The organism is Vibrio sp. 2134-1 (assembly GCF_033339495.1).
This window is the reverse complement of sequence record NZ_JAWOUS010000006.1, coordinates 124,738-146,687: the sequence shown is the minus strand read 5'-3', so window position 1 is coordinate 146,687 and position 21,950 is coordinate 124,738. Positions and strand designations below refer to the sequence as shown.

The 21,950-nt window shown below is 45.4% G+C and carries 18 protein-coding genes; 11 read left to right on the top strand and 7 right to left on the bottom strand.

Annotated elements, in window-relative coordinates:
* Positions 1-94 precede the first annotated feature (94 nt).
* The gene (glyA, locus tag R7R78_RS09665) at positions 95-1,345 is read right to left on the bottom strand and encodes a serine hydroxymethyltransferase (RefSeq protein ID WP_005381985.1); all 1,251 of its coding nucleotides are present in this window, start codon (positions 1,343-1,345) and stop codon (positions 95-97) included.
* A 347-nt stretch (positions 1,346-1,692) separates the two neighbouring features.
* Here glyA and R7R78_RS09660 point away from each other — a divergent pair, with 347 nt between their 5' ends.
* From R7R78_RS09660 to R7R78_RS09650, 3 genes are all read left to right on the top strand, one after another.
* Positions 1,693-2,295, top strand: coding sequence for a YitT family protein (locus tag R7R78_RS09660; RefSeq protein ID WP_031780204.1), 603 nt, complete (start codon positions 1,693-1,695; stop codon positions 2,293-2,295).
* Positions 2,296-2,385: 90 nt separating this feature from the next.
* Complete coding sequence (locus R7R78_RS09655; protein WP_213903843.1) at positions 2,386-3,906, top strand: transcriptional regulator; 1,521 nt, start codon at positions 2,386-2,388, stop codon at positions 3,904-3,906.
* A 131-nt stretch (positions 3,907-4,037) separates the two neighbouring features.
* Complete coding sequence (locus tag R7R78_RS09650; RefSeq protein ID WP_225473468.1) at positions 4,038-4,937, top strand: hypothetical protein; 900 nt, start codon at positions 4,038-4,040, stop codon at positions 4,935-4,937.
* Between the two features lie 99 nt (positions 4,938-5,036).
* Here the strand turns inward: R7R78_RS09650 and treC are convergent, their stop codons facing one another.
* The 4 genes from treC to gmhB form a co-directional block, all read right to left on the bottom strand.
* Complete coding sequence (treC, locus tag R7R78_RS09645; RefSeq protein ID WP_225473466.1) at positions 5,037-6,722, bottom strand: alpha,alpha-phosphotrehalase; 1,686 nt, start codon at positions 6,720-6,722, stop codon at positions 5,037-5,039.
* A gap of 87 nt (positions 6,723-6,809) precedes the next feature.
* Complete coding sequence (gene treB / locus R7R78_RS09640) at positions 6,810-8,234, bottom strand: PTS trehalose transporter subunit IIBC (RefSeq protein WP_005381959.1); 1,425 nt, start codon at positions 8,232-8,234, stop codon at positions 6,810-6,812.
* A 176-nt stretch (positions 8,235-8,410) separates the two neighbouring features.
* Positions 8,411-9,358, bottom strand: coding sequence for a trehalose operon repressor TreR (gene treR, locus R7R78_RS09635; RefSeq protein ID WP_130545262.1), 948 nt, complete (start codon positions 9,356-9,358; stop codon positions 8,411-8,413).
* Between the two features lie 74 nt (positions 9,359-9,432).
* Complete coding sequence (gene gmhB, locus R7R78_RS09630) at positions 9,433-9,984, bottom strand: D-glycero-beta-D-manno-heptose 1,7-bisphosphate 7-phosphatase (RefSeq protein WP_225473464.1); 552 nt, start codon at positions 9,982-9,984, stop codon at positions 9,433-9,435.
* Between the two features lie 341 nt (positions 9,985-10,325).
* Here gmhB and metN point away from each other — a divergent pair, with 341 nt between their 5' ends.
* The 3 genes from metN to R7R78_RS09615 are packed head-to-tail and all read left to right on the top strand — an operon-like array spanning position 10,326 to position 12,869.
* The gene (gene metN, locus R7R78_RS09625; protein WP_033905850.1) at positions 10,326-11,360 is read left to right on the top strand and encodes a methionine ABC transporter ATP-binding protein MetN; all 1,035 of its coding nucleotides are present in this window, start codon (positions 10,326-10,328) and stop codon (positions 11,358-11,360) included.
* Positions 11,350-12,027 (top strand): methionine ABC transporter permease, encoded by a 678-nt coding sequence (locus R7R78_RS09620; RefSeq protein WP_005383604.1) that lies wholly within the window; start codon positions 11,350-11,352, stop codon positions 12,025-12,027. The genes metN and R7R78_RS09620 overlap by 11 nt, the downstream gene beginning before the upstream one ends.
* Positions 12,028-12,059: 32 nt before the next feature.
* Entirely contained in the window at positions 12,060-12,869 is an 810-nt protein-coding gene (locus tag R7R78_RS09615; RefSeq protein ID WP_005381966.1) for a MetQ/NlpA family lipoprotein, read from the top strand.
* Positions 12,870-12,980: 111 nt separating this feature from the next.
* Here R7R78_RS09615 and R7R78_RS09610 read toward each other — a convergent pair whose 3' ends face one another.
* Both R7R78_RS09610 and syd read right to left on the bottom strand, forming a co-directional pair.
* Positions 12,981-13,757 carry a Zn-ribbon-containing protein gene (locus tag R7R78_RS09610; RefSeq protein WP_005383605.1) on the bottom strand — a complete coding sequence of 259 codons (777 nt, stop codon included), beginning with the start codon at positions 13,755-13,757 and terminating at the stop codon, positions 12,981-12,983.
* Positions 13,758-13,759: 2 nt separating this feature from the next.
* Positions 13,760-14,305 (bottom strand): SecY-interacting protein, encoded by a 546-nt coding sequence (gene syd / locus R7R78_RS09605; protein WP_005381970.1) that lies wholly within the window; start codon positions 14,303-14,305, stop codon positions 13,760-13,762.
* 108 nt (positions 14,306-14,413) lie between these two features.
* Here syd and queF point away from each other — a divergent pair, with 108 nt between their 5' ends.
* The 5 genes from queF (at position 14,414) to xni (ending at position 21,879) form a co-directional block, all read left to right on the top strand.
* Positions 14,414-15,259 carry an NADPH-dependent 7-cyano-7-deazaguanine reductase QueF gene (gene queF, locus R7R78_RS09600; protein ID WP_225473462.1) on the top strand — a complete coding sequence of 282 codons (846 nt, stop codon included), beginning with the start codon at positions 14,414-14,416 and terminating at the stop codon, positions 15,257-15,259.
* 164 nt (positions 15,260-15,423) lie between these two features.
* The gene (locus tag R7R78_RS09595) at positions 15,424-17,706 is read left to right on the top strand and encodes a tetratricopeptide repeat protein (RefSeq protein ID WP_017635678.1); all 2,283 of its coding nucleotides are present in this window, start codon (positions 15,424-15,426) and stop codon (positions 17,704-17,706) included.
* 98 nt (positions 17,707-17,804) lie between these two features.
* Entirely contained in the window at positions 17,805-19,370 is a 1,566-nt protein-coding gene (locus tag R7R78_RS09590; protein ID WP_225473460.1) for a sensor domain-containing diguanylate cyclase, read from the top strand.
* 291 nt (positions 19,371-19,661) lie between these two features.
* Positions 19,662-21,038: a nucleotide 5'-monophosphate nucleosidase PpnN gene (ppnN, locus tag R7R78_RS09585; RefSeq protein WP_005383611.1), complete on the top strand. Its 1,377-nt coding sequence runs from the start codon at positions 19,662-19,664 to the stop codon at positions 21,036-21,038.
* 58 nt (positions 21,039-21,096) lie between these two features.
* Complete coding sequence (xni, locus tag R7R78_RS09580; RefSeq protein WP_005381982.1) at positions 21,097-21,879, top strand: flap endonuclease Xni; 783 nt, start codon at positions 21,097-21,099, stop codon at positions 21,877-21,879.
* The last annotated feature ends 71 nt before the right edge of the window (positions 21,880-21,950 follow it).

Sequence of the window (21,950 nt, the reverse complement as noted above, 5' to 3'; positions counted from 1 at the left end):
AAATAGACGAGTCGAGTTCTAGGAGAACACACGGAGTTTGCGCGAGCAAATGAGTATGTTCGACACCGAAGTCGACTCATTCTATGAAGAACAGTTAGGCATAAACCGGTAGACGCTTACAAATTTCTAGCACTTTCTGTTTTGTCGCTTCGATAACTTCTTCGTTGCCGATGTTATCTAGAACGTCACACATCCAGTTTGCTAGCTCTTTTGCATCTTCTTCAGTGAAGCCACGGCGAGTGATCGCTGGCGTACCTACACGAATACCAGACGTTACGAATGGGCTGCGTGGGTCATTTGGTACTGAGTTCTTGTTTACAGTGATGTTTGCTGCACCTAGTGCCGCGTCTGCGTCTTTACCAGTGATATCTTTGTCGATTAGGTCAACAAGGAACAAGTGGTTTTCTGTACCGTTAGATACGATTTTGTAGCCACGCTCTTGGAACTGACCAACCATTGCTTTTGCGTTTTTCACTACGCGAGCTTGATAAGCTTTGAACTCTGGCTCCATCGCTTCTTTGAACGCTACTGCTTTACCAGCGATAACGTGCATTAGAGGGCCACCTTGACCACCAGGGAACACTGCTGAGTTCAATTTCTTGTACATATCTTCGCCAGCATTTGACAAGATAAGACCACCGCGAGGACCTGCTAGTGTTTTGTGCGTCGTTGTTGTTACCACGTGAGCATGCGGTACTGGTGTTGGGTATTCACCGGCAGCGATAAGACCAGCTACGTGCGCCATATCAACAAATAAGTAAGCACCTGCTTTGTCAGCGATTTCACGCATGCGTTTCCAATCAACGATTTGCGAGTAAGCAGAGAAACCACCGATGATCATCTTAGGTTTGTGTTCAAGTGCTAGCTGTTCCATCTCGTCGTAGTTGATTTGACCAGCTTCATCGATACCGTAAGGGATAACGTTGTAGTGCTTACCAGAGAAGTTTACTGGTGAACCGTGAGTTAGGTGACCACCGTGCGCTAGGCTCATGCCTAAAACTGTATCGCCAGGGTTAAGAAGCGCCATGTAAACTGCGCTGTTTGCTTGAGAACCTGAGTGAGGCTGTACGTTAGCGTACTCACAACCAAATAGTTGGCATGCACGCTCAATTGCTAGTGCTTCAGCTTTATCTACGTACTCACAACCGCCGTAGTAACGCTTACCTGGGTAGCCTTCAGCGTATTTGTTCGTTAGCTGAGAACCTTGCGCTTCCATTACACGTGGGCTTGTGTAGTTTTCAGAAGCGATAAGTTCAATGTGTTCTTCCTGGCGAAGAGTTTCTTCCTGGATAGCTGCGAACAGTTCCGCATCGTAATCTGCGATGTTCATATCACGCTTAAGCATCTGTATCTCCTGACTCAGATTAGTACTGAAAGTTGCAAAAAAACTGTTGAATGACCCGACGCAAACGTTTTCGTCACCCTAATGGCGCGCATTCTACATAATTTGATTTAGGTCATAAAGAGAAATTTACAATTTTTCTCATGCAGTTTTTTCATGATGACAAGCAATGTTTATCATGCCAGCATTGCAATCGCATAACGACAATCTATTGCCTGTCAAATTTGTGCTTTACACCCTGTAAAACAGCAATTACATAGGTTTACCGTAAATTTTACCCTCTAGCTACCGAAAAGATCATCTTTTTACTACTATGCACGCCTTATTTATCACTAATGACTGCAACATTGATGGAAAAACACTCATTAAAAGAAGACTGGATAGCGATTCTCACGGGTACCTTTTTAGTAGCTCAAGGCGTTTTCTTTCTCCAATCCGCGAACCTTCTAACGGGAGGCACGACTGGATTGGCTCTGCTTATTAGCCAATTTACACCTTTTACCTTTGGTGTGCTGTACTTTTTAGCAAACAGTCCTTTTTACTTACTAGCATGGAAACGCTTCGGCCGTCATTTCGCCATTAATAGTGCCATTTCTGGCGCGTTGGTTTCTATCTTTGCCGATCATCTTTATTTGCTAATCTCGCTCGAATCGGTAAATGAAGTTTATTGCGCCGTCGCAGGCGGGCTTTTAATGGGGCTCGGTATGCTGATCCTATTCAGACATCGCTCCAGCTTAGGTGGCTTTAACGTGCTGTGTTTGTTTATCCAAGACAAATTTGGCATTTCAGTTGGCAAAAGCCAAATGGCAATCGATGCATGTATCCTGTTTGCTTCATTCTTCTTTGTCACACCAGAAGTGATTGGCCTTTCAATTTTGGGGGCGTTTGCACTCAATGTCGTGTTAGCGATGAACCACAAACCGCACCGCTATTCCGTGACCTACGGTTCATAAATTTTTGATAATGATTGAAGCGCGATTTATAAGATTTCGCGCTCCAATCGCTATATAATACTTCGCGATTTCCAAATAGATCGGTACGGTATGCGCGACTTTCTGCAACAAGCTAAACAGACTCACAGTTGTATTGCGATTGGAGAGCTGATCTATAACCCGAAGACACAGAGCCTTCATCAAGATGCTATCGCGATTGATCTTGAACCTCGCACCGTTGAATTATTAGAACTGCTGTTAACAAGCGTTGGCCACCCACTCTCTGCTGACACCATTATTGAAACCATTTGGCAGAGCAAGTTCATCTCTAAGAATGTGCTCACGAACCGCATTAGCACCTTACGTGCACTGCTACAGCAGTACTTACCCGAATACGATGCCGCTAAGCTTTTAGTCACTTACCCCCGCAAAGGCTACTTTCTTAACCCTGCCAATATTCGTTTAGTGCCACCAGCGAAAAACCATCGGCGCGTTATCTCAACCCAGGTGGCGAGTAATAAGAACTTCAAGCTGATTTTCGCTTACAGCTTATGTGCCATACTTGCGGTATGTAGCATGACGCTCGCAAGCTTGTTATGGCAACGCCAAGAAATCTCAACACAACAAACGCGTCATCAACTACTGATTCCCAAAGTCGAGCTACTACTCAACCGTGTCGATTCAATCGGCTCTCAGGCGCGAAAATACCGCATACTGGTCAAAGCCATCTTGCTGCAACAACAGGTCGAATATCCATACACCGACATCGCCAACCAAGATGCTCCCAGTTACTTTCTTGATCCTATCGGTCATACGCCATATTTCCCTGGCGCACGAAACATGCAGACCAGCGACTACGAGCTCAATATCGAGTTAAAAGACGGCACAAAACAGGGCATCTTGAAAGCGCAGATGAACCTTATTTATCCTGCGACGGGCAAGTTGGCGTTTCGCAATGAGTACACACTGCGTTTATCTGACTTACAATCGGATATTTTCCAAATGCATTCGGATGTCGCGCAATACTTCAATCTGCCTGCACCTTCGGCAAGTTCGTGGCAGCTTTCGAATATTCACAAAAAAATGTTATTCGAGAATGCCTTTTCTAGCCAACCTCTCAGACAATCTGATGAGTTTGCGGCTATAACAACGGCAAGACATCTCGCCTTATACGAGAACGAACATCAAAAGCTGGAAGCATATTTAACTCAAGTACAATCGTCGTTTGATGTTTTGCCAGATGAGCTGAGCCTCTGGTTAGGTCTATTGCATTTCAAATTAGGTAACTTAGACAGGGCAAAAGCCCTGTTAACGACACCAGATGGCGACTCACGTATCCAAAACGCACTGATTTATACCTTTGTGTCTCACATTGCTTACAAGCAGAACAAACTTGAACAGTTCCGTCTCAACTACATGGAATCACTGGTGGCGCTGCTGCGCGTTTTACCTTCCGAAACCTTGTTTGAGCGTCTTTCTCAATCTGAATCAAAAGAGACTTGCCTCCAACCGTGGAAAACGTTGCATGTTAGTGTGACCGATCAAGAAATCATAAGCCGATGGAAAGCGCTCATTAACGAGTATTGCACTAACGTAGCCAACGAAATAACCCCAAATAAAACAAAGACCTAAATATAAAATTAAGCTTTCATTAACCCCTGTTATCTTTTGTTTTTTGCCCTTTTTCTCTCACTGAACTTAGCATGCTCGCATTCAAGCAACGGCCCAACATGAAGCGGCCTTATCAATCAGGAATGTAAACCATGCTAAACAAAATGACGCTTATCGCAGCAGCAACTCTGGCTCTTTACGGCTGTGGCGGAGGTTCGTCTTCTGGCAGTGCGAATCCAAACAAAGTGCCTCAAGAAAGTTTCGACGTCTCGATTCACAACTCAATCTTCGCTCCCACGCCAAGCACACAGCTAAACTACGCATTTAGCTTGGATGGCCAACCAGAAGGCGACATGAAACTGAGCTTCCAAGCGATGGATCGCGAGCAAATATTGGCAGCATTGGCACAAATCCCAAACAGCGAGGCAATGGTCCAGTTGGTTAATGACTTGGTGAACTACGGCGCCGAACAGTTCTACTATTCAGACGAGCAGTACAACGACGACGAAGAGAGCAATACGCTTTACTTTGCAGGATCAGATGGTGCACTCCATGAAATCACTGACGCTTATCTCATTGGTCATCAGTTTATTGCCATGCTTATGCACAGCGGTCCGGTTTTCCGCCTAAACGGTGACGACGTAAAAGAGAAAAGCCCGAATATTGACATCGGTGAAGAAACTATGTCTCTGCAAACCACTCTTACAGGCTACGCAGTTCACAACCTTCTAGACCGTTTTGAAGAGCATGAGTGGGTACAAAACCTTCCTATGACAGCATCTTGCCAAGTGGTTTGGCAACAGCAAATCCGAGAAACTGGCGTGCGTAAAGCGTTCTCGATCTCAGGCAAGAAAATTGAAGCGGCATACCTGATGGAAGAGAACATCTACAACCTAAACTGTGATGACATGGACTCAATGGAGTTCGCCACTTCGGCAGAACGTTGGTTTAATCCGAGCTTAGGTCTGATTGAACAAATTGAACTGCTGAAAGTACAACAAGTACAAATCAACGAAGAGAAAGTGCAGCTAACAGCGATTGAAACAAAATAAGCTCGCATTTTTTAGAGATATCTCAATAAAAGAAGGCTTTGGGGAGCACACCAAAGCCTTCATCTCGAACATCAATCTTAGGGGTGATGACACCCGAGTTTATTCTTCTATCAATAAAATACGAGTTTCGTAAGGTCGTAACACTTGATGGTTTGACGCGACTGCGCTCGCTGAGTTTTGATAGTTAGATAGCAAGTTTTTCGCTTTACTCATATCAAAAAGTTCTGGCAGAACGCATTCCTCCTCTTCTGCGTAGTAGTTATTGATACACAGCAGCGTTTGCTTATCGTTCTGACGAGCGTAAGCGAAAATACGTTTGTGCTCTGGCAGCAGGTCCTCGTAACGGCCATCGGTGATGACTGGAACCTGTTTACGCAGTTCAATCAGACGCTTGTAAAAGTAGAACACCGAGTTCAAATCGGCAACCGCAGCTTCAGCATTGATTTCAGAGTAATTCTGCGCCACTTCAAGCCACGGCGTGCCCTCAGTAAAGCCCGCGTGTTTTGCACTGTTCCATTGCATTGGTGTACGTGAATTATCACGCGACTTCTGTGCCAAGATCGCCATCATGTCGTCATGAGATACACCATCACGGTTGACCATGATGTCGTACATGTTAGTACTTTCAACATCACGATATTGGCTGATTTCGGTATAACCCGGGTTGGTCATGCCGATCTCTTCCCCCTGGTAAACATAAGGTGTGCCTTGCATCATGTGCACTGATGCCGCAAGCATCTTGGCAGATTCAACACGGTATTGCTCGTCGTTACCTAATCGGCTCACAACGCGTGGCTGGTCGTGGTTACACCAGAACAGCGCCCCCCACCCTTTGCCATTTAAGCCCGTTTGCCAATGATTGAAGATCTGTTTTAACTGAATGAAATCAAACGGCGCTTTGGTCCATTTTTCACCATTTGGATAATCGACTTTCAGATGATGGAAGTTGAACACCATGGATAGCTCTTTGCCGTCTAGCGAAGAATATTGCTGGCAGTGCTCTAGCGTAGTGGAAGACATTTCACCCACCGTCACGCTGCCGTATTTTTGAAACACAGATTCGCTAATCTCTTGAAGGTATTCGTGCACACGTGGACCATCCGTGTAGAAACGACGACCATCACCAATATCGTCACTTGGAAAATCTTGCTGCTTGGAAATCAGGTTGATAACGTCGAGACGGAAACCATCCACTCCTTTTTCTGCCCAGAAGCTGATGACTTCTTTCACTTCTTCACGCACTACTGGGTTTTCCCAGTTTAAGTCCGCTTGCTCTTTAGCAAAAAGGTGCAAATAGTACTGGCCTGTTTTTTCATCCAGCGCCCAAGCGTTGCCACCAAACTTTGATTGCCAGTTGTTTGGTTCAGCACCATCTACCGGATCTTTCCAGATGTAGTAATCACGGTATGGGCTGTTTTTATCACCCAGTGCGGATTGGAACCACTTGTGTTCTGTCGACGTGTGGTTCACTACAATGTCCATGATGATACGAATGCCCAACTGATGCGCTTCTGCTAGCAAAGTATCGAAATCTTCCATAGTGCCGAACTGTGGATTGATCGAGTAGTAATCGGAGATGTCATAACCGTTGTCGATCATTGGCGATTGGTAAACCGGCGTCAGCCAAATCGCATCCACACCAAGATGCTTAAGATAATCCAGCTTAGAAATGATCCCTTTGATGTCGCCCGTGCCTTTACTGCCACTGTCACAAAAGCTTTTTGGGTAAATTTGATAGATGGTTGCGGTTTTCCACCAGCTCTCATCATGCTTGGTCATAGCCATTTCTAACACTCACTTACCAGTAATCGGAAACTTAAAATTTGAAAAGAAAAATAGGAGGAGGCAGCCAAGTCACTGCCTCAAATAGAATTACGCGTTTGCAGGCTCAAGCTCACCTTTGGCTTGTGCACGCTTATAAAGAATTAACGTTAATGCAGCAGGTACCAGCATTGCGACTAACATAGCCAAAGCAAAAATGCCCCAGAACTGCGGTTGGATAGACAAGATGCCCGGCAAACCGCCCACACCGATACCGTTCGCCATTACGCCCGCACTACCGCAAATAGCAGCAGCACACGCACTACCGATCATCGCGCTCAGCATTGGGAACTTGTATTTCAAGTTGATGCCGTACATCGCCGGTTCAGTCACGCCAAGGTAAGCAGAGATAGCCGCAGGCACTGAGATATCACGCTCGCCGTGTTTTTTACTGATGATAATGATGCCGACGACCGCAGACGCTTGAGCAATGTTTGAAAGTGCAATCAGAGGCCAAATTGGCGTACCGCCTAGCTCTTGCATCAGTTGAAGGTCTACCGCGTTGGTAGTGTGGTGAATACCAGTAATGACCAATGGCGCGTATAGGAAGCCGAAGATGGTTGAGCCAATCATAGCGAAGTCACCCGTCATGGCTGCTTTTGCTGCGAAAGCAACGCCGTCACCCAACATACGACCGAATGGACCAATGATAGAGTGCGCAAGAATCACAGACACAATGATTGAGACAAACGGCACGACCACTAGGTAAAGGTAAGACGGAATGATGCGTTTTAAGTTGGTTTCAATAAACGCCAGTGCCATACCAGCAAGCATTGCTGGAATCACTTGCGCCTGATAGCCCACTTTCTCGATGGCGAATAAGCCAAAGTCCCACACTTCGGGTACTTGCTTACCAATCAGGTAGGCGTTCATCAACTGTGGCGAAACCAATGTTACACCAAGCGTGATACCCAGAATCGGAGTACCGCCGAGCTTTTTCACTGTCGACCAACACACGCCAACCGGTAGGAAGAAGAAGATCGCCTCACCAATCAGCCATAAGAAAGAGTGTACCGTTGCCCAAAACTGGCTGATTTCCGTTAGCGTTTGACCATCAAACATTTTGATGTCGCCAATCACGTTACGGAAGCCAAGAATCAGACCACCGGTAATGATCGCAGGTAGCAGTGGTACAAAGATTTCTGCAAGGTGGGAAATACCACGCTCAACGATATTCATGTTTTGACGAGCAGCGTTCTTCGCTTCGTCTTTGCTGGCTTCACTTTTACCCGTCAGTCCGATCAGTACCTTGTAAACTTCATCCACTTCAGTACCGATAACCACTTGGAACTGGCCTGCGTTGGTAAAACAGCCCTTCACCATCGGTAATGCTTCTAACTGTTTCGTATCTGCTTTGTCCGTATCATTTAGAACAAAACGCAAGCGAGTTAAACAGTGACTTACACTGGCAATATTGTCCGGCCCCCCGACCAGCTCAATAAGACGCTCCACGTCTTTACGCGCAATCTTACTCATAACTTTGTCCACCCTGTATTGGATACATTCGATTCATCATTTTGTTTTTATAAATGGGAACATTCCCATTTCTTAATTTTAATATTGCCATTCGAAGACAAAAAACAAAATGGGAACAGTCCCATTAATTGAGAATGATCACAGTATAATTTTAGAGCAGATCGTCTTAGTGTGGATTAACAAACGATAGGCTGTTGAGTAAAGTGAACCACTTCCTCATCGCCATTTAATTGATTGATCAGCATGTTAGCGGACTTCTCACCTGCAAGGGTATAACCTGGGTCGACACTAAACACTTTAGGAAAAAGGAAAGAGAGCAATTCATTACCTCCAACACCTGTCACAACCACGTCTTCACGTCCTAACTCTTGAAGACGCTTAATCACGCCCAACGCGATGGTGTCACTGGCGCACACGATGGCCTGAGTGTCAGATTGAAGGACTTTGTCTACCAACTGATAAGCACTTTCATGGCTCAACTTACCCGTCTGGAAACAAGGTGTAATTTGCTTGCGTTGACACCAAGCTTTATAAGCATTTAGACGAGCTAAGCCAGTGGTTTTGTCTTCAGGATCAACACCAATATAAGCAATGCGAGATAAAGATTGCTGCTCAAGGTGAGACAAAGCCATGTCTATCACACCTTGGTTATCGTAGTTGATCGAGGAAACCATTTGCGTGTCCATCGCGATCACGACGATACGATTCCCCCACTCCGCCAATGCTCGCTCATCACATCCAGTAAAGCCAAACACGATCACCCCATCGACGTTGCGACGTTTAAGCACATCCAAATGCTCATTGGTTTTATCGCGATCGAATTGGCTCTCCATGATCACCGCATCATAACCAGCGGAATACAAAGCATTGAGCATGGTACCAACGGCGCGATTTTCTGATGGTGAGTCTAAACGGGAGATGATAACCCCAATGACTTTTTGGCTGCCGCCACGCATTGATTGCGCAGATTTGGACGGCACGTAACCAGATTCACGAATAATTTGCTCAACCTTCTCTCGCGTTTGCGGTTTCACTTTTGGATCGTTAGTAAGCACACGGCTTACTGTTGATTTGCCCACGCCTGCCAATTTTGCGATATCAAGAATGGTGAGTTTTTTGCTCATAAGTGTTCAGATTAAAAGAAGGAATCAAACAAAAGGGAAGCAGTGGCTTCCCTTATCTCAGTCAGTAATGAATATTACTTGTTTAAGTACGCAGGCACATCTGCAATGCTATCCAATACTACCGTTGCAATGGCTTCGCCCTGTTCCGTTACTGGCTTACCAGTGCGAACCAAAATCTTAGTGCCAACGCCTGCCGCTTCTGCTGCCATCATGTCTTCAGCTTTATCGCCGATCATCACAGATTTCTCCATGTCGATCTTCAAGAAGTCACGCGCAGAAATGAACATGCCTGGTTTTGGCTTACGGCACTCACAATCTTGCTTGTACTCGCCAATGCCATGTTCTGGATGATGTGGGCAGTAATAGATACCATCGAACTCAACACCATTATCAGCAAAGTTCCAATCCATCCATTGAGTCAGAGACAAGAAACGGTTTTCACTGAATTTACCGCGTGCGATGCCCGATTGATTCGTCACTAACACTAGAAGGTAGCCTTTATCTTTTAGCGCTTTCGTCGCTTCAAATACACCATCAATGTACTCAAAATCATGTTCGTCATGAACGTAGCCGTGGTCAACGTTTATCACGCCATCACGATCGATAAAAACAGCAGGTTTTGCCAAAACGTATTTCTCTATTAACTCGGTTTAATCAGATTATTACATACCTTATAAACTTCAACACTATCTAATTCATTCTTGGCCTCGACAAAACGGTTGATTTGTTGGGCAAGAATCGGTAAATCTGAGGGTGCCCTGCCGTCTACCTCCTGCTTGTTATCTATACATCTTCGTTTCAAAACAGAACATCCATACATTTAGACGTCTAGACGTAAAAATATCTATTGACTTCATTCTGCTTAACCCATAGCATCAACTGAAAATTGAGATAAAGCTCAACATTAAGTTCTGTCAAAGGCCGTTTTTGACAGCGAAGTTCCCCGTATCTTTGGGCAGGTTGAAACATGATAGAAATAAAAAACGTCAATAAAGTGTTCTACCAAGGCAGTAAGGAAATCCTTGCCCTGAAAGACATTAACCTACACATCGACAAAGGCACTATCTTTGGTGTTATCGGTTCATCAGGTGCTGGTAAAAGTACGCTGATCCGCTGTGTCAACATGTTAGAAGCGCCGACCTCTGGTTCCATCATCGTTGATGGTGTGGATCTAACCAAACTCAGTAAAAAACAACTAGTCGAAACACGCCGTAACATTGGCATGATCTTCCAGCACTTTAACCTGCTTTCGTCTCGTACTGTGTTTGATAATGTGGCATTACCCCTAGAACTGGCAGGTAAAGACAAATCGCAAGTCACAACAAAAGTAACTGAGTTGCTAAAGCTTGTAGGCTTAGCCGACAAACACGAAAGCTACCCATCTAACTTAAGTGGCGGACAAAAACAGCGTGTGGCAATTGCTCGTGCATTGGCATCCGATCCTAGCGTGCTGCTTTGTGATGAGGCCACTAGCGCACTAGATCCGGCAACAACTCAATCTATCCTTGAGTTATTGAAAGAGATCAACCGCAAACTCAACATCACGATTTTACTTATCACTCACGAAATGGAAGTCGTAAAAAGTATCTGTCACGAAGTAGCAATCATCGGTGGTGGTGAGCTGGTGGAAAAAGGCACCGTTGGCGATATTTTTGCGCACCCTAAGACAGAGCTAGCGCACCAATTCATTCGCTCAACGCTGGATCTTTCCATTCCTGAAGATTACCAAGCACGTCTGCAAGCAGAGCGTGTTGATGGCAGCTACCCGTTGGTTCGCTTAGAGTTTACTGGCGCAACCGTCGATGCACCGTTAATGTCGCAAATTTCTCGTAAATACAATATTGATGTGAGTATTTTGAGTTCCGACCTTGATTACGCTGGTGGCGTGAAATTCGGCATGATGGTCGCAGAGCTATTTGGTAACGAAGAAGATGACAACGCAGCTCTTGAATACCTGCGTAAGCACAACGTAAAAGTAGAGGTACTTGGTTATGTCCTTTAATACGATTTCTGAATGGCTGAGCTTAAACAGCAAACTACTTTTAGGTGCAACGTGGGAAACGCTTTACATGGTTGCGGTTGCCGGATTAGTCGGCTTTGCTGTGGGTATTCCATTAGGGGTAATCCTCCATATTACTAAGAAAGGCGGCCTACTTGAAAACACCAAACTAAATAGCGGCTTAGGCGCTATCGTTAACATTGGTCGTTCTGTGCCATTCCTCGTACTGATGGTTGCGATTATTCCAGTGACAAAAATGCTAGTTGGAACCTTTATCGGTACAACCGCAGCAATCGTCCCACTGACTATTGGCGCCATTCCTTTTGTCGCTCGTCTTATTGAAGGTGCTTTATTAGAAGTACCGACAGGCTTGGTGGAAGCAGCGCAGTCAATGGGGGCGACACCAACACAGATCATCACAAAAGTTCTACTACCTGAAGCAATGCCGACTATTGTTAACTCAGTAACGATTACCTTGGTCACTCTCGTTAGCTACTCAGCTATGGCGGGTACGGTAGGCGGCGGCGGCCTAGGCGACGTAGCCATCCGTTACGGTTTCCACCGCTACGATGTAACTATCATGGCCGTGACTGTCGTGATGTTGATTGTTCTAGTACAGATTATTCAGTCTATCGGCGACGCAGTGGTGCGCCGTGTAGACCACAGATAAGCATCAAAAATACAAATTATAAGGAGATAAAGATGAAATTTAGCCTTAAAGGTCTTTTGACTGTAGCAACGGCCGCCTCTGCTCTTGCTCTAGCGGGTTGCGGCGACAAAGAAGTAGACGTAAACAAAGTAAAAGTTGGCGTTATTGCTGGTGCAGAAGCACAAGTAGCCGAAGTTGCCGCTAAAGTAGCAAAAGAGAAATACAACCTAGACGTTGAGCTAGTAACATTTACCGATTACGTAACACCAAACGCCGCTCTGGATGATGGTTCAGTAGACGCGAATGCGTTCCAGCACAAACCATACCTAGACCAACAAGTGAAAGACCGCGGCTACAAACTGGCTATCGCGGGTAACTCATTCGTTTACCCTATTGCTGGTTACTCAAAGCAAGTAAAATCAATTGATGAAATTCAAGATGGCGCACGCATCGCAGTACCAAACGACCCAACTAACCTAGGTCGCTCACTACTGCTTCTTGAGCAGCAAGGTTTAATTACGCTACGTGATGGCGTTGGTCTACTCGCTACAGTACGTGACATCGTAGGCAACCCTAAAAATATCGAAATCATTGAACTAGAAGCCCCACAGCTTCCGCGTTCATTGGATGACGTAACGCTATCTATCATCAACACCACTTACGCAAGCTCTATCGACCTATCGCCAGAGCGTGACGGCGTGTTCGTTGAAGATAAAGACTCACCATACGTAAACCTAATTGTCGCTCGCGAAGAAAATGTTAATGCGCAAAACGTACAAAACTTCGTAAAAGCTTACCAAACGGAAGAAGTTTACGAAGCGGCAAAAGAACTGTTCAAAGGCGGTGTTGTGAAAGGTTGGTAATCCCACTTTTCAAAACATGACTGAAAACAACGTTCTAAACACAAAAGGGCTGATGTGAAAACATCAGCCCTTTCTATTTGTCTATCTACCCATTTAAGTAGCTTCAATTCGCTACTTAAGATGGTCCCAAGAGATATTCGACACGATTCGGCAGTCATCACACTTAAAATGAAATATGTCATGTAGTGGCTCATCGAGTAGCCACTCGCCATCGCATTTTGGACACTTGCGCGCTTTCTCGCTCTCCAGCGACTGACCACCGACACGATACTGGTAATAGTACGTAGGGATCTTCGTGATGTATTCGATACGGCCACGTAAGTCCCAACCTCGGCGAAACAGCACACTATCCACATCGCAAATTTCGTGGAGCGCCGCATGTTCCGCTCGGCAGCCCCCTGCCATTTGGATTTCATCACACGCTTGCCACTCAGTCTGCCACTTAATGACGGCTTTATGGTCTCCATTAAGTGTTGGCTCATTACGATACAAAGGAATTGGCAACAGGGTTTCACCACTTCGCAAAGGCGAACACGTATGAACATAAGTCGTGTACAACACTTGCCAGCTAGGTGTCTCTTCTTCGGCTGCTTGTTCTGAATTCAAATCACGCCCCAGCATACGCATTTTCGGAGCAAGCAAAGACGCATCCGACAAACGGTTCATGCACACTTTGACGAAATCTGAGTGATAACGTGGATGCAAGCTGTCTTGTTCTGGGCAAACAACACGAACGAAAAATTCACCTTCTCCCATCACTATCGGAAATTCACGACCCAATACTTGGCCGTTGTAACGCAGAGCATCCATCAAGCCATTAATGGCTTTGTCTACCGCGCTGACGGTGGTGTTATCAAAACACTCAAACTGCAACTCAACAACATACATACTTAGACGGCAGCCTCTAACTTATTCAAGAACTCAACCAATGAATCTGCCAATACATCACGTTTAGAGGTGCCCAAACGCTCTAGAATCACATTGCCAGTGAGGTTACAAATAGAAATCACATCCATTTCCTCATCTGTCGCTGCGATAAATACTGTTGGTTTAAGTTTCAAGCGGCGCTGCGTCACCAAATGACCAAGAATATTTTCTTGTAGACGCACGAAATCGTCATCGCTCCACACTTGCAGCAGCGTCAACGAATTACCTTGCCAAGTTGCCTCCATATCAGCGCAGTATTGAGAACCATAAAAGGCTTTAACATCATCTTGCAGTGACAACTCAATCGCATTTTCCACATTGGTGAAATCGGCCATTTCATCACGTGCGACCGCTTTCCAAAGCACCTTTCCATCACGCTTCTCTTCGACACAAGGAGAAACAAGCTCTGCAAGCTCTTCACTGCTTGGCAACTCATTGTGCTTAGCTTGCCAAGCTTGTTGGTAGCGCAGGCTGAACTCTTGTAGCGCCTGAGTAACGTTTTGGGTCATGAAGATCTCCTCATTCCTTATTTATCAGATAGCCGTACTTGCCGGATGGCAATTGACCAGCGGATTCAGTAAAATTCTCGCCATTCTAATCGAAAACGACCACAAAGTATGAGCAAATATTCTGACGCTAAAGAGCTTGCTGGCCTAACACTAGGTAAAACGACCGAGTATGCGAACCAGTATGACCCAAGCTTGCTGCAACCAGTCCCTCGCAGCCTGAACCGAGATGACCTCCAGTTAGGCGATACTCTGCCTTTCATGGGGCACGACATTTGGACGCTGTACGAACTGTCTTGGTTAAATAGTAAAGGTTTACCACAAGTGGCCGTTGGCGAAGTATACATTCCAGCCACCAGTGCAAACTTGATTGAATCGAAGTCTTTCAAACTGTACTTAAACAGCTATAACCAAACCCACTTTGCAAGCTGGGAAGAAGTGACTGAGCGTTTAACACAAGACCTGTCTGAATGCGCAGGTGAAAAGGTGCTGGTTGAGGTGAATCCAGTGACCCACTATACCAATCAACCTATTGTGACAATGGACGGTGAATGTATAGATGACCAAGACATTGACATCACCAGTTACGATTTTGATGCCGATTTGCTTGAAGGTGCGGCAGGTGAAGTACAAGTTGAAGAGGTGCTACATAGCCACCTATTGAAATCAAACTGTTTGATCACTAACCAACCCGACTGGGGCAGTGTAGAAATTCGCTACCAAGGCGCAAAAATAGATCGTGAGAAGCTGTTACGTTACTTAGTGTCTTTCCGCGAGCACAATGAGTTCCACGAACAGTGTGTAGAGCGTATTTTTACGGATCTAATGAAATACTGCCAACCAAGCAAACTGACCGTATTTGCCCGCTATACGCGCCGTGGTGGCTTGGATATCAACCCTTACCGCTCAACGGAACAAGATAAGCCAGCTCACAATCACCGTATGGCTCGTCAGTAAGCGCATAGGCAACAGAAATAAGTTCGGCAATCTAAAGGGTTGCCGGACGTTTTTATTGTCCAAGCATGTTACTATACCAAATGGCTTCAACCCGCATTTAAACGGCTAATTGAGGCTTTTCGCCGTTATCGCAATATCTAAAAACAGTTCGAGGGAACGAAAGGATGTTTTGGGACAGTTCGCGTCTATTCAAGTTGATTGGCTTTCTTTGCTTGCTGTTTGTACAGCCACTTCATGCAACCATTTTATCGTCCGCGTTACTCAACGAAGCACAACAATTGGCGGAAATAGAGCCATCACAAGCAAAACAAGCGGCAACCAACTATTTGTCACAGCGTGAGCTAACAGAACGCAAAGAAAGTGACAGCCCTTCAGCCATGTCTCGCGACGAAACAGATCGTAGCGTTCGCACACCAAGCAGCACCATCGAAGCGCACAAGATTATCGCTCAGGCAGATTACGCCATGGGTAATGTTCGTTCGGCTATCGAGCACCTAAATAAAGCGGAACGCTTAGCGCAAGAATATCAATTGCCGTACATGGACTTAGATCTCCAGCTGATGCGCAACCAAATGATTTGGATGTACGACGAAAACTACTCAAAAGCGGAAGACACGCTTAACCAAATTGAACAACAGCTCGATGAAGCCGATGCCGTATTACAACGCACCGACAGTGTTCGCTACCGACTAGTGATGCAAAGAGCACTCCTCGCTTCACATAGTGGCGATATCATTAAAGCGGAAAACTTGTACTCTGAAGCAAAGACCATGCTTGACGATAGCCGCTCTGAGTTAGCCTTGATCGACTACTACACAGCCGTCGGCGAGTTTTACCTCAATAGCAAGAAATACAATTTGGCTTTGTCAGAACTGCTATACGGTTATTGGCAATCTATTGAAAGTAACAGTGGTGCAAGGTTAGCAAAAGTGAATCGCCTTTTGGCTAGGCTCTTCCAGGAGCGACGAGTGTACGACAAAGCGATCGAATACTTATCTCAAGCCGCAGATTTTTATGACTCTTACCCTAGCTCTCCGATCCTAGCGGACGTCCTAGAGCAAATGGGCGACATCTACTTTTATCAGGGTAAGTTTAACCTTGCGTTAGTGCATTACTTCAACGTGCTTGACCATGAAAGTACCAGTAAGAACATCAATAGAATCATTAAAATTCGCTTAAGCTTGGCGGCTACCTACCTACAACTCTATAACTACGCGCTAGCAGAGCAGTACTTAGACCGCTCTAAAGAGCTTTTAGAATACACCAATATTCCTAAGCTTGAAGCAAAGGCTGCCCTGCTTCAGTCAGGTCTGGCTTATCATCAAAATGACAGTAAAGACGTCATTACTAACGCAAAGCTGGCGTTAGCGCTTGCTGAAAAGTCACCTGAAAATAACAACTTCATTAAGCAGCAGTCATACCGTTTACTTGGGTTGGGTTACGAGCAGGCAGGCGAATACAAACTTTCTCTGCAAGCTTATAAAAAATACACAAACCTCGTTCGTCTAGAACAAAAGCAGCTTAACCAAATCAGTGAAGATGCGTTCCGTCAGCAAAAAGAATTTGCCGAACAAACCATCCATTACATCGGTCAATCAGAACGCTTAGAGCAAGTGGAAAGAGAGCATCGTAAATTCCAGAAAATCTCATTTGCATTGTTTATTACTGTATTGGTCATGTTTTTGTTCATTATGCGCCGTGGTGTCATTATGCAGCGCCAAGCAAGTGAAATCGAAAAACTGCGTAACGACCTCTTCACCCACTCTCGCTCTCGTTTACGTAACTTGCGTATGCTGAATGTTAAGCTTTCTCGCTCATTGAAAAAGTCGAGCGAAACTTTCGAGCAATGGCAAATGGGTGAATTGATCCACGAACCACTTAATGATCGCCTACGCTTTGTTATGATCGATTTGCCATTCTTACGAAGCATGTACGTCCATAACGGCTATAAGGCAGGTCTAGAACTAGAACGTGCATTTGGCGACTTCCTTGCGGAAAAAATAGAAAAACCGTCGCGTCTTTACCATTTCTCAGATGCGAACTTACTCTACATAGAACCGAACGCTGACCGTGATGCTTCTGCCGAAGTCATGTTCGAAAAATTCCAGACTTGGGTGGATGAGTTCGCACAGCAGCACAACGTCAATCGTATTATTCGTATGGGCATCAGCGATTATCCGTTCTTACCCCGAGCCTACACTGCAATTAACGATGAGGAATTACTCGATCTGTTGTTGCTTGCGACTCACATCGCACGAGAAGTCAGCTTGAAGGATAAGCAAAGCCACTGGGTGTTCTTAAAAGCCATCGATAATGCGCCTGCTGCTAGCTTTGCAACAGGTAACATAAGAACTGCCTGTCAACATGCCATTAGCCAAGGCCTGATCAAGATCCATTCGTCCTACAAGAATGAGGACGACATCAAGAAAATATTAAAAAATGGATAATTAAACGCCTGTTGAACGTAATAACTAATGACGCTATAAAGTTTTTTGTTATTATCAGATAATTGTCAGTAGTACATGGACTTAACCGTAGTCACTTCATGGGAATCTTGGAATCCGATATTCAGTCGCAGCTGCATCAGCTGAGTTGTCAACTTGACCAACTCAGACTGACTCATCGTGATACTTCACTCAAATTCAAACGTGAACAACAAGTTCTTAAACGCGTTGTGGCATCATTGTCTTCAGCTTGCCAGGGTTCGAATACTCAGGTATCCAACTACCTATTTGAAATCCAACAAGAGCTGCAACATCAAAAAGATATCAGCACTCTTATCCCGCGTTTAGCGGTATTAGAGAGGATGCTCAAACAGCAGTCGAAGACGATGGATAAACAGAACGGTTACCTTGACGAACAAATCAAGCACAGTGCTGAAACACTGCAACGTGTCACGGGCTTACCTGCGCAGTTAAAACGTGAACTACGGAACCTGATGAGTTTCTCTGAAGTTCACGCCAGCAATAAAGCTGATCAAGCCACTAAGCTACTGAGTATTTACGAACGCGCTCTGAAAATCATCACGTCTAATTCACGTCTACATCTTAGCGAATTTGAAAACAATCCCGACAGATCTCAGCTTGAGTGCTTAGCCAGCGACCTCCAACATACTATTACAGAGCTGGATTTCGAGGGAGAATCAGGCGATAGATTGCTGGATATTCGCGCTAAGTTGCTCCTTGGCGTGAGTGCCGAGTCTCTCATTGAGCTTACGCTATCAACGCTGAAATTGGTTGTCGAAGCAACAAAGTTCGAGCGCGAGGCGTCTAGCCAATTCCTTGATCATCTGAACACTTCTCTCGCAAGTAACCTAAAAACCGTTCATCAGAACGTCGACCAGCATCATACCTACTTTGAACACCGCCAAGAGCTCAACACAGAAATGAACAGCTTGGTTGAATTAAGCCAAAAGTCACTTAATCAAGCTCAAGATATCGCGGTTGTGAAAAAAGAAATCACGCCTCTTCTCGAAAAAATGGCGTCGCTTACAGAGCGACTGAAAATGACGGAAGAGCGAGAGCAAGCGCTGCAAGAACGGTTGAGTTACAGTAAGAACCAACTCGAAGCGGTATTTGAAACTACGCAAGATTATCGTCGACGCTTAGATGACCAAGCTCAGCGTATGTTGCTCGACCCGCTGACTAAAGTTTATAACCGCACTGCATTTAACGATCGACTAGAGCTAGAGTATCGCCGTTGGATTCGCTCTCAGCAAAACCTTCGTGTTGTGCTGTTTGATGTAGACAATTTCAAAGCGGTGAATGATAGCTATGGTTATACGGCTGGCGATAAAGCGCTGAAGATTATCGCTCGTACTATTAACAAGCGCGTATCAGAAACGGAAACAGTGGCTCGCTTTGGTGGCGAGGAGTTCATTCTACTCGTCCCGGAACAATCTGAAGAATACACACTGGATCTGATTAAGCATATCCAGCGTGATATTAGCCAATTACCCTTTAAGTTCCGTGAGCAAAATATCATGATTACCTTAGCTGCTGTATCGACGTCTTTCAAAGAGTCCGATACGCCAGAGTATGTGCTCGATCGTCTTGGCAAGATGCTTGCGGACGCTAAAAAACGTGGAACAAACCAGCTTAACTGGAGCTAGAATTCGTACAAAAAGCGAGCAAACAAACCAAATTTGGTGCAATCTACGCTTTATAACCACCCATTTTCAACGAGTTATCACATTTCTTCCCTTTTAGTCTGCTAAGCTGTAAAAACCCAAGTCACTTCAAGATGATGTATTTATAAAAGGCAAATGTATCATCTTGAGGTTGCTTGGGAGTTGATAACCATAAAACCAAATCGGCCAACTACCTTTCATCAAACCATACGTATAACACCAAAAAGGTAAGTTGGTACTTTCCCTCAAATTAATGCAACACAAGGAGGCGTTATGATTACCCATATAAGCCCCGCTGGTAGCATGGACTTGCTATCTCAACTAGAAGTAGAGCGCTTAAAGAACACAGCCTCGAGTGAACTTTATCAGCTGTACCGTAATTGCACATTAGCGGTGTTGAACTCCGGTAGCCATACCGATAACTCGAAAGAACTGCTCGATAAATACCAATCGTTTGATGTCAACGTCGTGCGTCGTGAGCGTGGTATTAAGCTTGAGCTGACTAATCCGCCAGAGCACGCTTTTGTTGACGGCGAAATAATTAAAGGTATCCAAGAGCATCTGTTCTCCGTATTGCGTGATATCGTTTACGTAAACATGCATTTGGCAGACGCCCAACGGCTCAACCTTACTAACCCAATTCACATTACGAACCTCGTATTCGGCATTCTTCGTAATGCAAGAGCATTAACTCCAGGTATCGCACCGAATCTTGTCGTATGTTGGGGTGGTCACTCTATCAATGGAGTGGAGTATCAGTACACACGTGAAGTGGGTAACGAACTGGGCCTGCGTGAACTTAACATCTGTACAGGTTGCGGCCCTGGCGCAATGGAAGGGCCGATGAAAGGTGCAGCGATTGGGCACGCAAAGCAACGTTATACTCAGCAACGTTATCTTGGTTTAACCGAGCCCTCGATTATTGCGGCCGAGCCACCAAACCCAATAGTAAATGAACTGGTCATCATGCCCGACATCGAAAAGCGCTTGGAAGCCTTCGTCCGTATGGCTCATGGTATCGTTATTTTCCCAGGTGGCCCGGGCACAGCGGAAGAGCTACTGTACATTCTTGGCATCATGATGCACCCGGATAACGCCGATCAGCCAATGCCTATCGTATTAACAGGACCAAAAGAGAGTGAAGAGTACTTCCGCTCTATTGATGAGTTCATTCGCGACACACTTGGTGAGGAAGGGCAAAAGCACTACGAGATCATCATTGACGACCCGGCAGAAGTCGCTCGTATTATGAAACGCTCCATGGACTCGGTACGCCTTCACCGAAAAGAGAAAGGCGATGCGTACAGCTTTAACTGGTCATTGAAAATTGAGCCAAACTTCCAACTGCCATTCGAGCCTACTCATGAGTCGATGGAACAATTGGATTTAAGCCTAGATCAAGAACCGCAAGTTTTAGCGGCCAACTTGCGTCAAGCCTTCTCTGGCATAGTGGCAGGTAACGTAAAGGCTGAAGGCATTCGAGAAATAGAACGTAGAGGGCCTTTTACCATTCATGGCGACGCAGTCCTCATGAAAAAACTCGATAAGTTGCTAAAAGACTTTGTCGAACAGCACCGAATGAAATTACCTGGCGGTTCAGACTACGAACCGTGTTATCGAATCGCTCACCCGGAAATTGGTGGTCGATAGTCAGGCTAGCATTCGTTACACTAGGGGCATTACGCCCCTTTTTTATTGCTAAGTCATTATGTCTATTCATCTTGTTATCATTGATGCCCTAAACCTGATCCGCCGAGTGCACTCAGCACAACCAGATCCAACCGACATAGCAAGAACCATAACCACAACGCAAAGAACCCTCACTCGCATTCTGTCAGAGGCCAACCCGACACACATCATCGCAGTTTTTGATCACCACGAACAAGACAGAGGTTGGCGCGCTGAAATTCTCCCTGACTATAAGCAAAACCGAAAACCAATGCCTCTGCCACTACTGCAAGGGTTAGATGCGATTCAACAAGCGTGGTGGGAGCAAGGTATTGATTCATTGCTGTCTGAAGGCGATGAAGCAGATGATTTGGTTGCTACACTCGCAACGAAAGTGGCCAGCCATGGTGAAAAAGTCACCATCGTTTCGACTGACAAAGGTTACTGCCAGCTACTTTCCCCTACCCTACAAATCCGTGATTATTTCCAACATCGTTGGTTAGATGAACCATTTATCGAAAAAGAGTTCGGCGTAAAACCAAGTCAACTAGCGGATTACTGGGGATTGACAGGGATAAGCTCTAGCCAGGTTCCGGGCGTACCTGGAATTGGCCCGAAAGCAGCGAAAGAGATTCTCACTCAGTTTGAGAGTATTGAAGCAGCCTACGCTAGTGAAGATCTCGTACCGAAATACCGTAAAAAATTGGATGAGCACATTGAATCTGCTCGTTTATGTAAACGCGTCGCCGCTTTAAAGTGCGATATCGAACTAGGCTTTAACTTGCAAGATATTCGCTTTTTAGGGCCAAACAAAGCGGAGTAGTGCCCGATGGTAGTTTCACACCATGAAACCCTCAGATATTAAAAAAGCGCCATTTGAAGGCGCTTTTTCTA

What these genes read in the sequence shown, in the direction of transcription:
- glyA (WP_005381985.1), bottom strand. Translation starts at nt 1,345, where the DNA reads ATGCTTAAGCGTGATATGAACATCGCAGATTACGATGCGGAACTGTTC.
- R7R78_RS09660 (WP_031780204.1), top strand. Translation starts at nt 1,693, where the DNA reads ATGGAAAAACACTCATTAAAAGAAGACTGGATAGCGATTCTCACGGGT.
- R7R78_RS09655 (WP_213903843.1), top strand. Translation starts at nt 2,386, where the DNA reads ATGCGCGACTTTCTGCAACAAGCTAAACAGACTCACAGTTGTATTGCG.
- R7R78_RS09650 (WP_225473468.1), top strand. Translation starts at nt 4,038, where the DNA reads ATGCTAAACAAAATGACGCTTATCGCAGCAGCAACTCTGGCTCTTTAC.
- treC (WP_225473466.1), bottom strand. Translation starts at nt 6,722, where the DNA reads ATGGCTATGACCAAGCATGATGAGAGCTGGTGGAAAACCGCAACCATC.
- treB (WP_005381959.1), bottom strand. Translation starts at nt 8,234, where the DNA reads ATGAGTAAGATTGCGCGTAAAGACGTGGAGCGTCTTATTGAGCTGGTC.
- treR (WP_130545262.1), bottom strand. Translation starts at nt 9,358, where the DNA reads ATGAGCAAAAAACTCACCATTCTTGATATCGCAAAATTGGCAGGCGTG.
- metN (WP_033905850.1), top strand. Translation starts at nt 10,326, where the DNA reads ATGATAGAAATAAAAAACGTCAATAAAGTGTTCTACCAAGGCAGTAAG.
- R7R78_RS09620 (WP_005383604.1), top strand. Translation starts at nt 11,350, where the DNA reads ATGTCCTTTAATACGATTTCTGAATGGCTGAGCTTAAACAGCAAACTA.
- R7R78_RS09615 (WP_005381966.1), top strand. Translation starts at nt 12,060, where the DNA reads ATGAAATTTAGCCTTAAAGGTCTTTTGACTGTAGCAACGGCCGCCTCT.
- R7R78_RS09610 (WP_005383605.1), bottom strand. Translation starts at nt 13,757, where the DNA reads ATGTATGTTGTTGAGTTGCAGTTTGAGTGTTTTGATAACACCACCGTC.
- syd (WP_005381970.1), bottom strand. Translation starts at nt 14,305, where the DNA reads ATGACCCAAAACGTTACTCAGGCGCTACAAGAGTTCAGCCTGCGCTAC.
- queF (WP_225473462.1), top strand. Translation starts at nt 14,414, where the DNA reads ATGAGCAAATATTCTGACGCTAAAGAGCTTGCTGGCCTAACACTAGGT.
- R7R78_RS09595 (WP_017635678.1), top strand. Translation starts at nt 15,424, where the DNA reads ATGTTTTGGGACAGTTCGCGTCTATTCAAGTTGATTGGCTTTCTTTGC.
- R7R78_RS09590 (WP_225473460.1), top strand. Translation starts at nt 17,805, where the DNA reads ATGGGAATCTTGGAATCCGATATTCAGTCGCAGCTGCATCAGCTGAGT.
- ppnN (WP_005383611.1), top strand. Translation starts at nt 19,662, where the DNA reads ATGATTACCCATATAAGCCCCGCTGGTAGCATGGACTTGCTATCTCAA.
- xni (WP_005381982.1), top strand. Translation starts at nt 21,097, where the DNA reads ATGTCTATTCATCTTGTTATCATTGATGCCCTAAACCTGATCCGCCGA.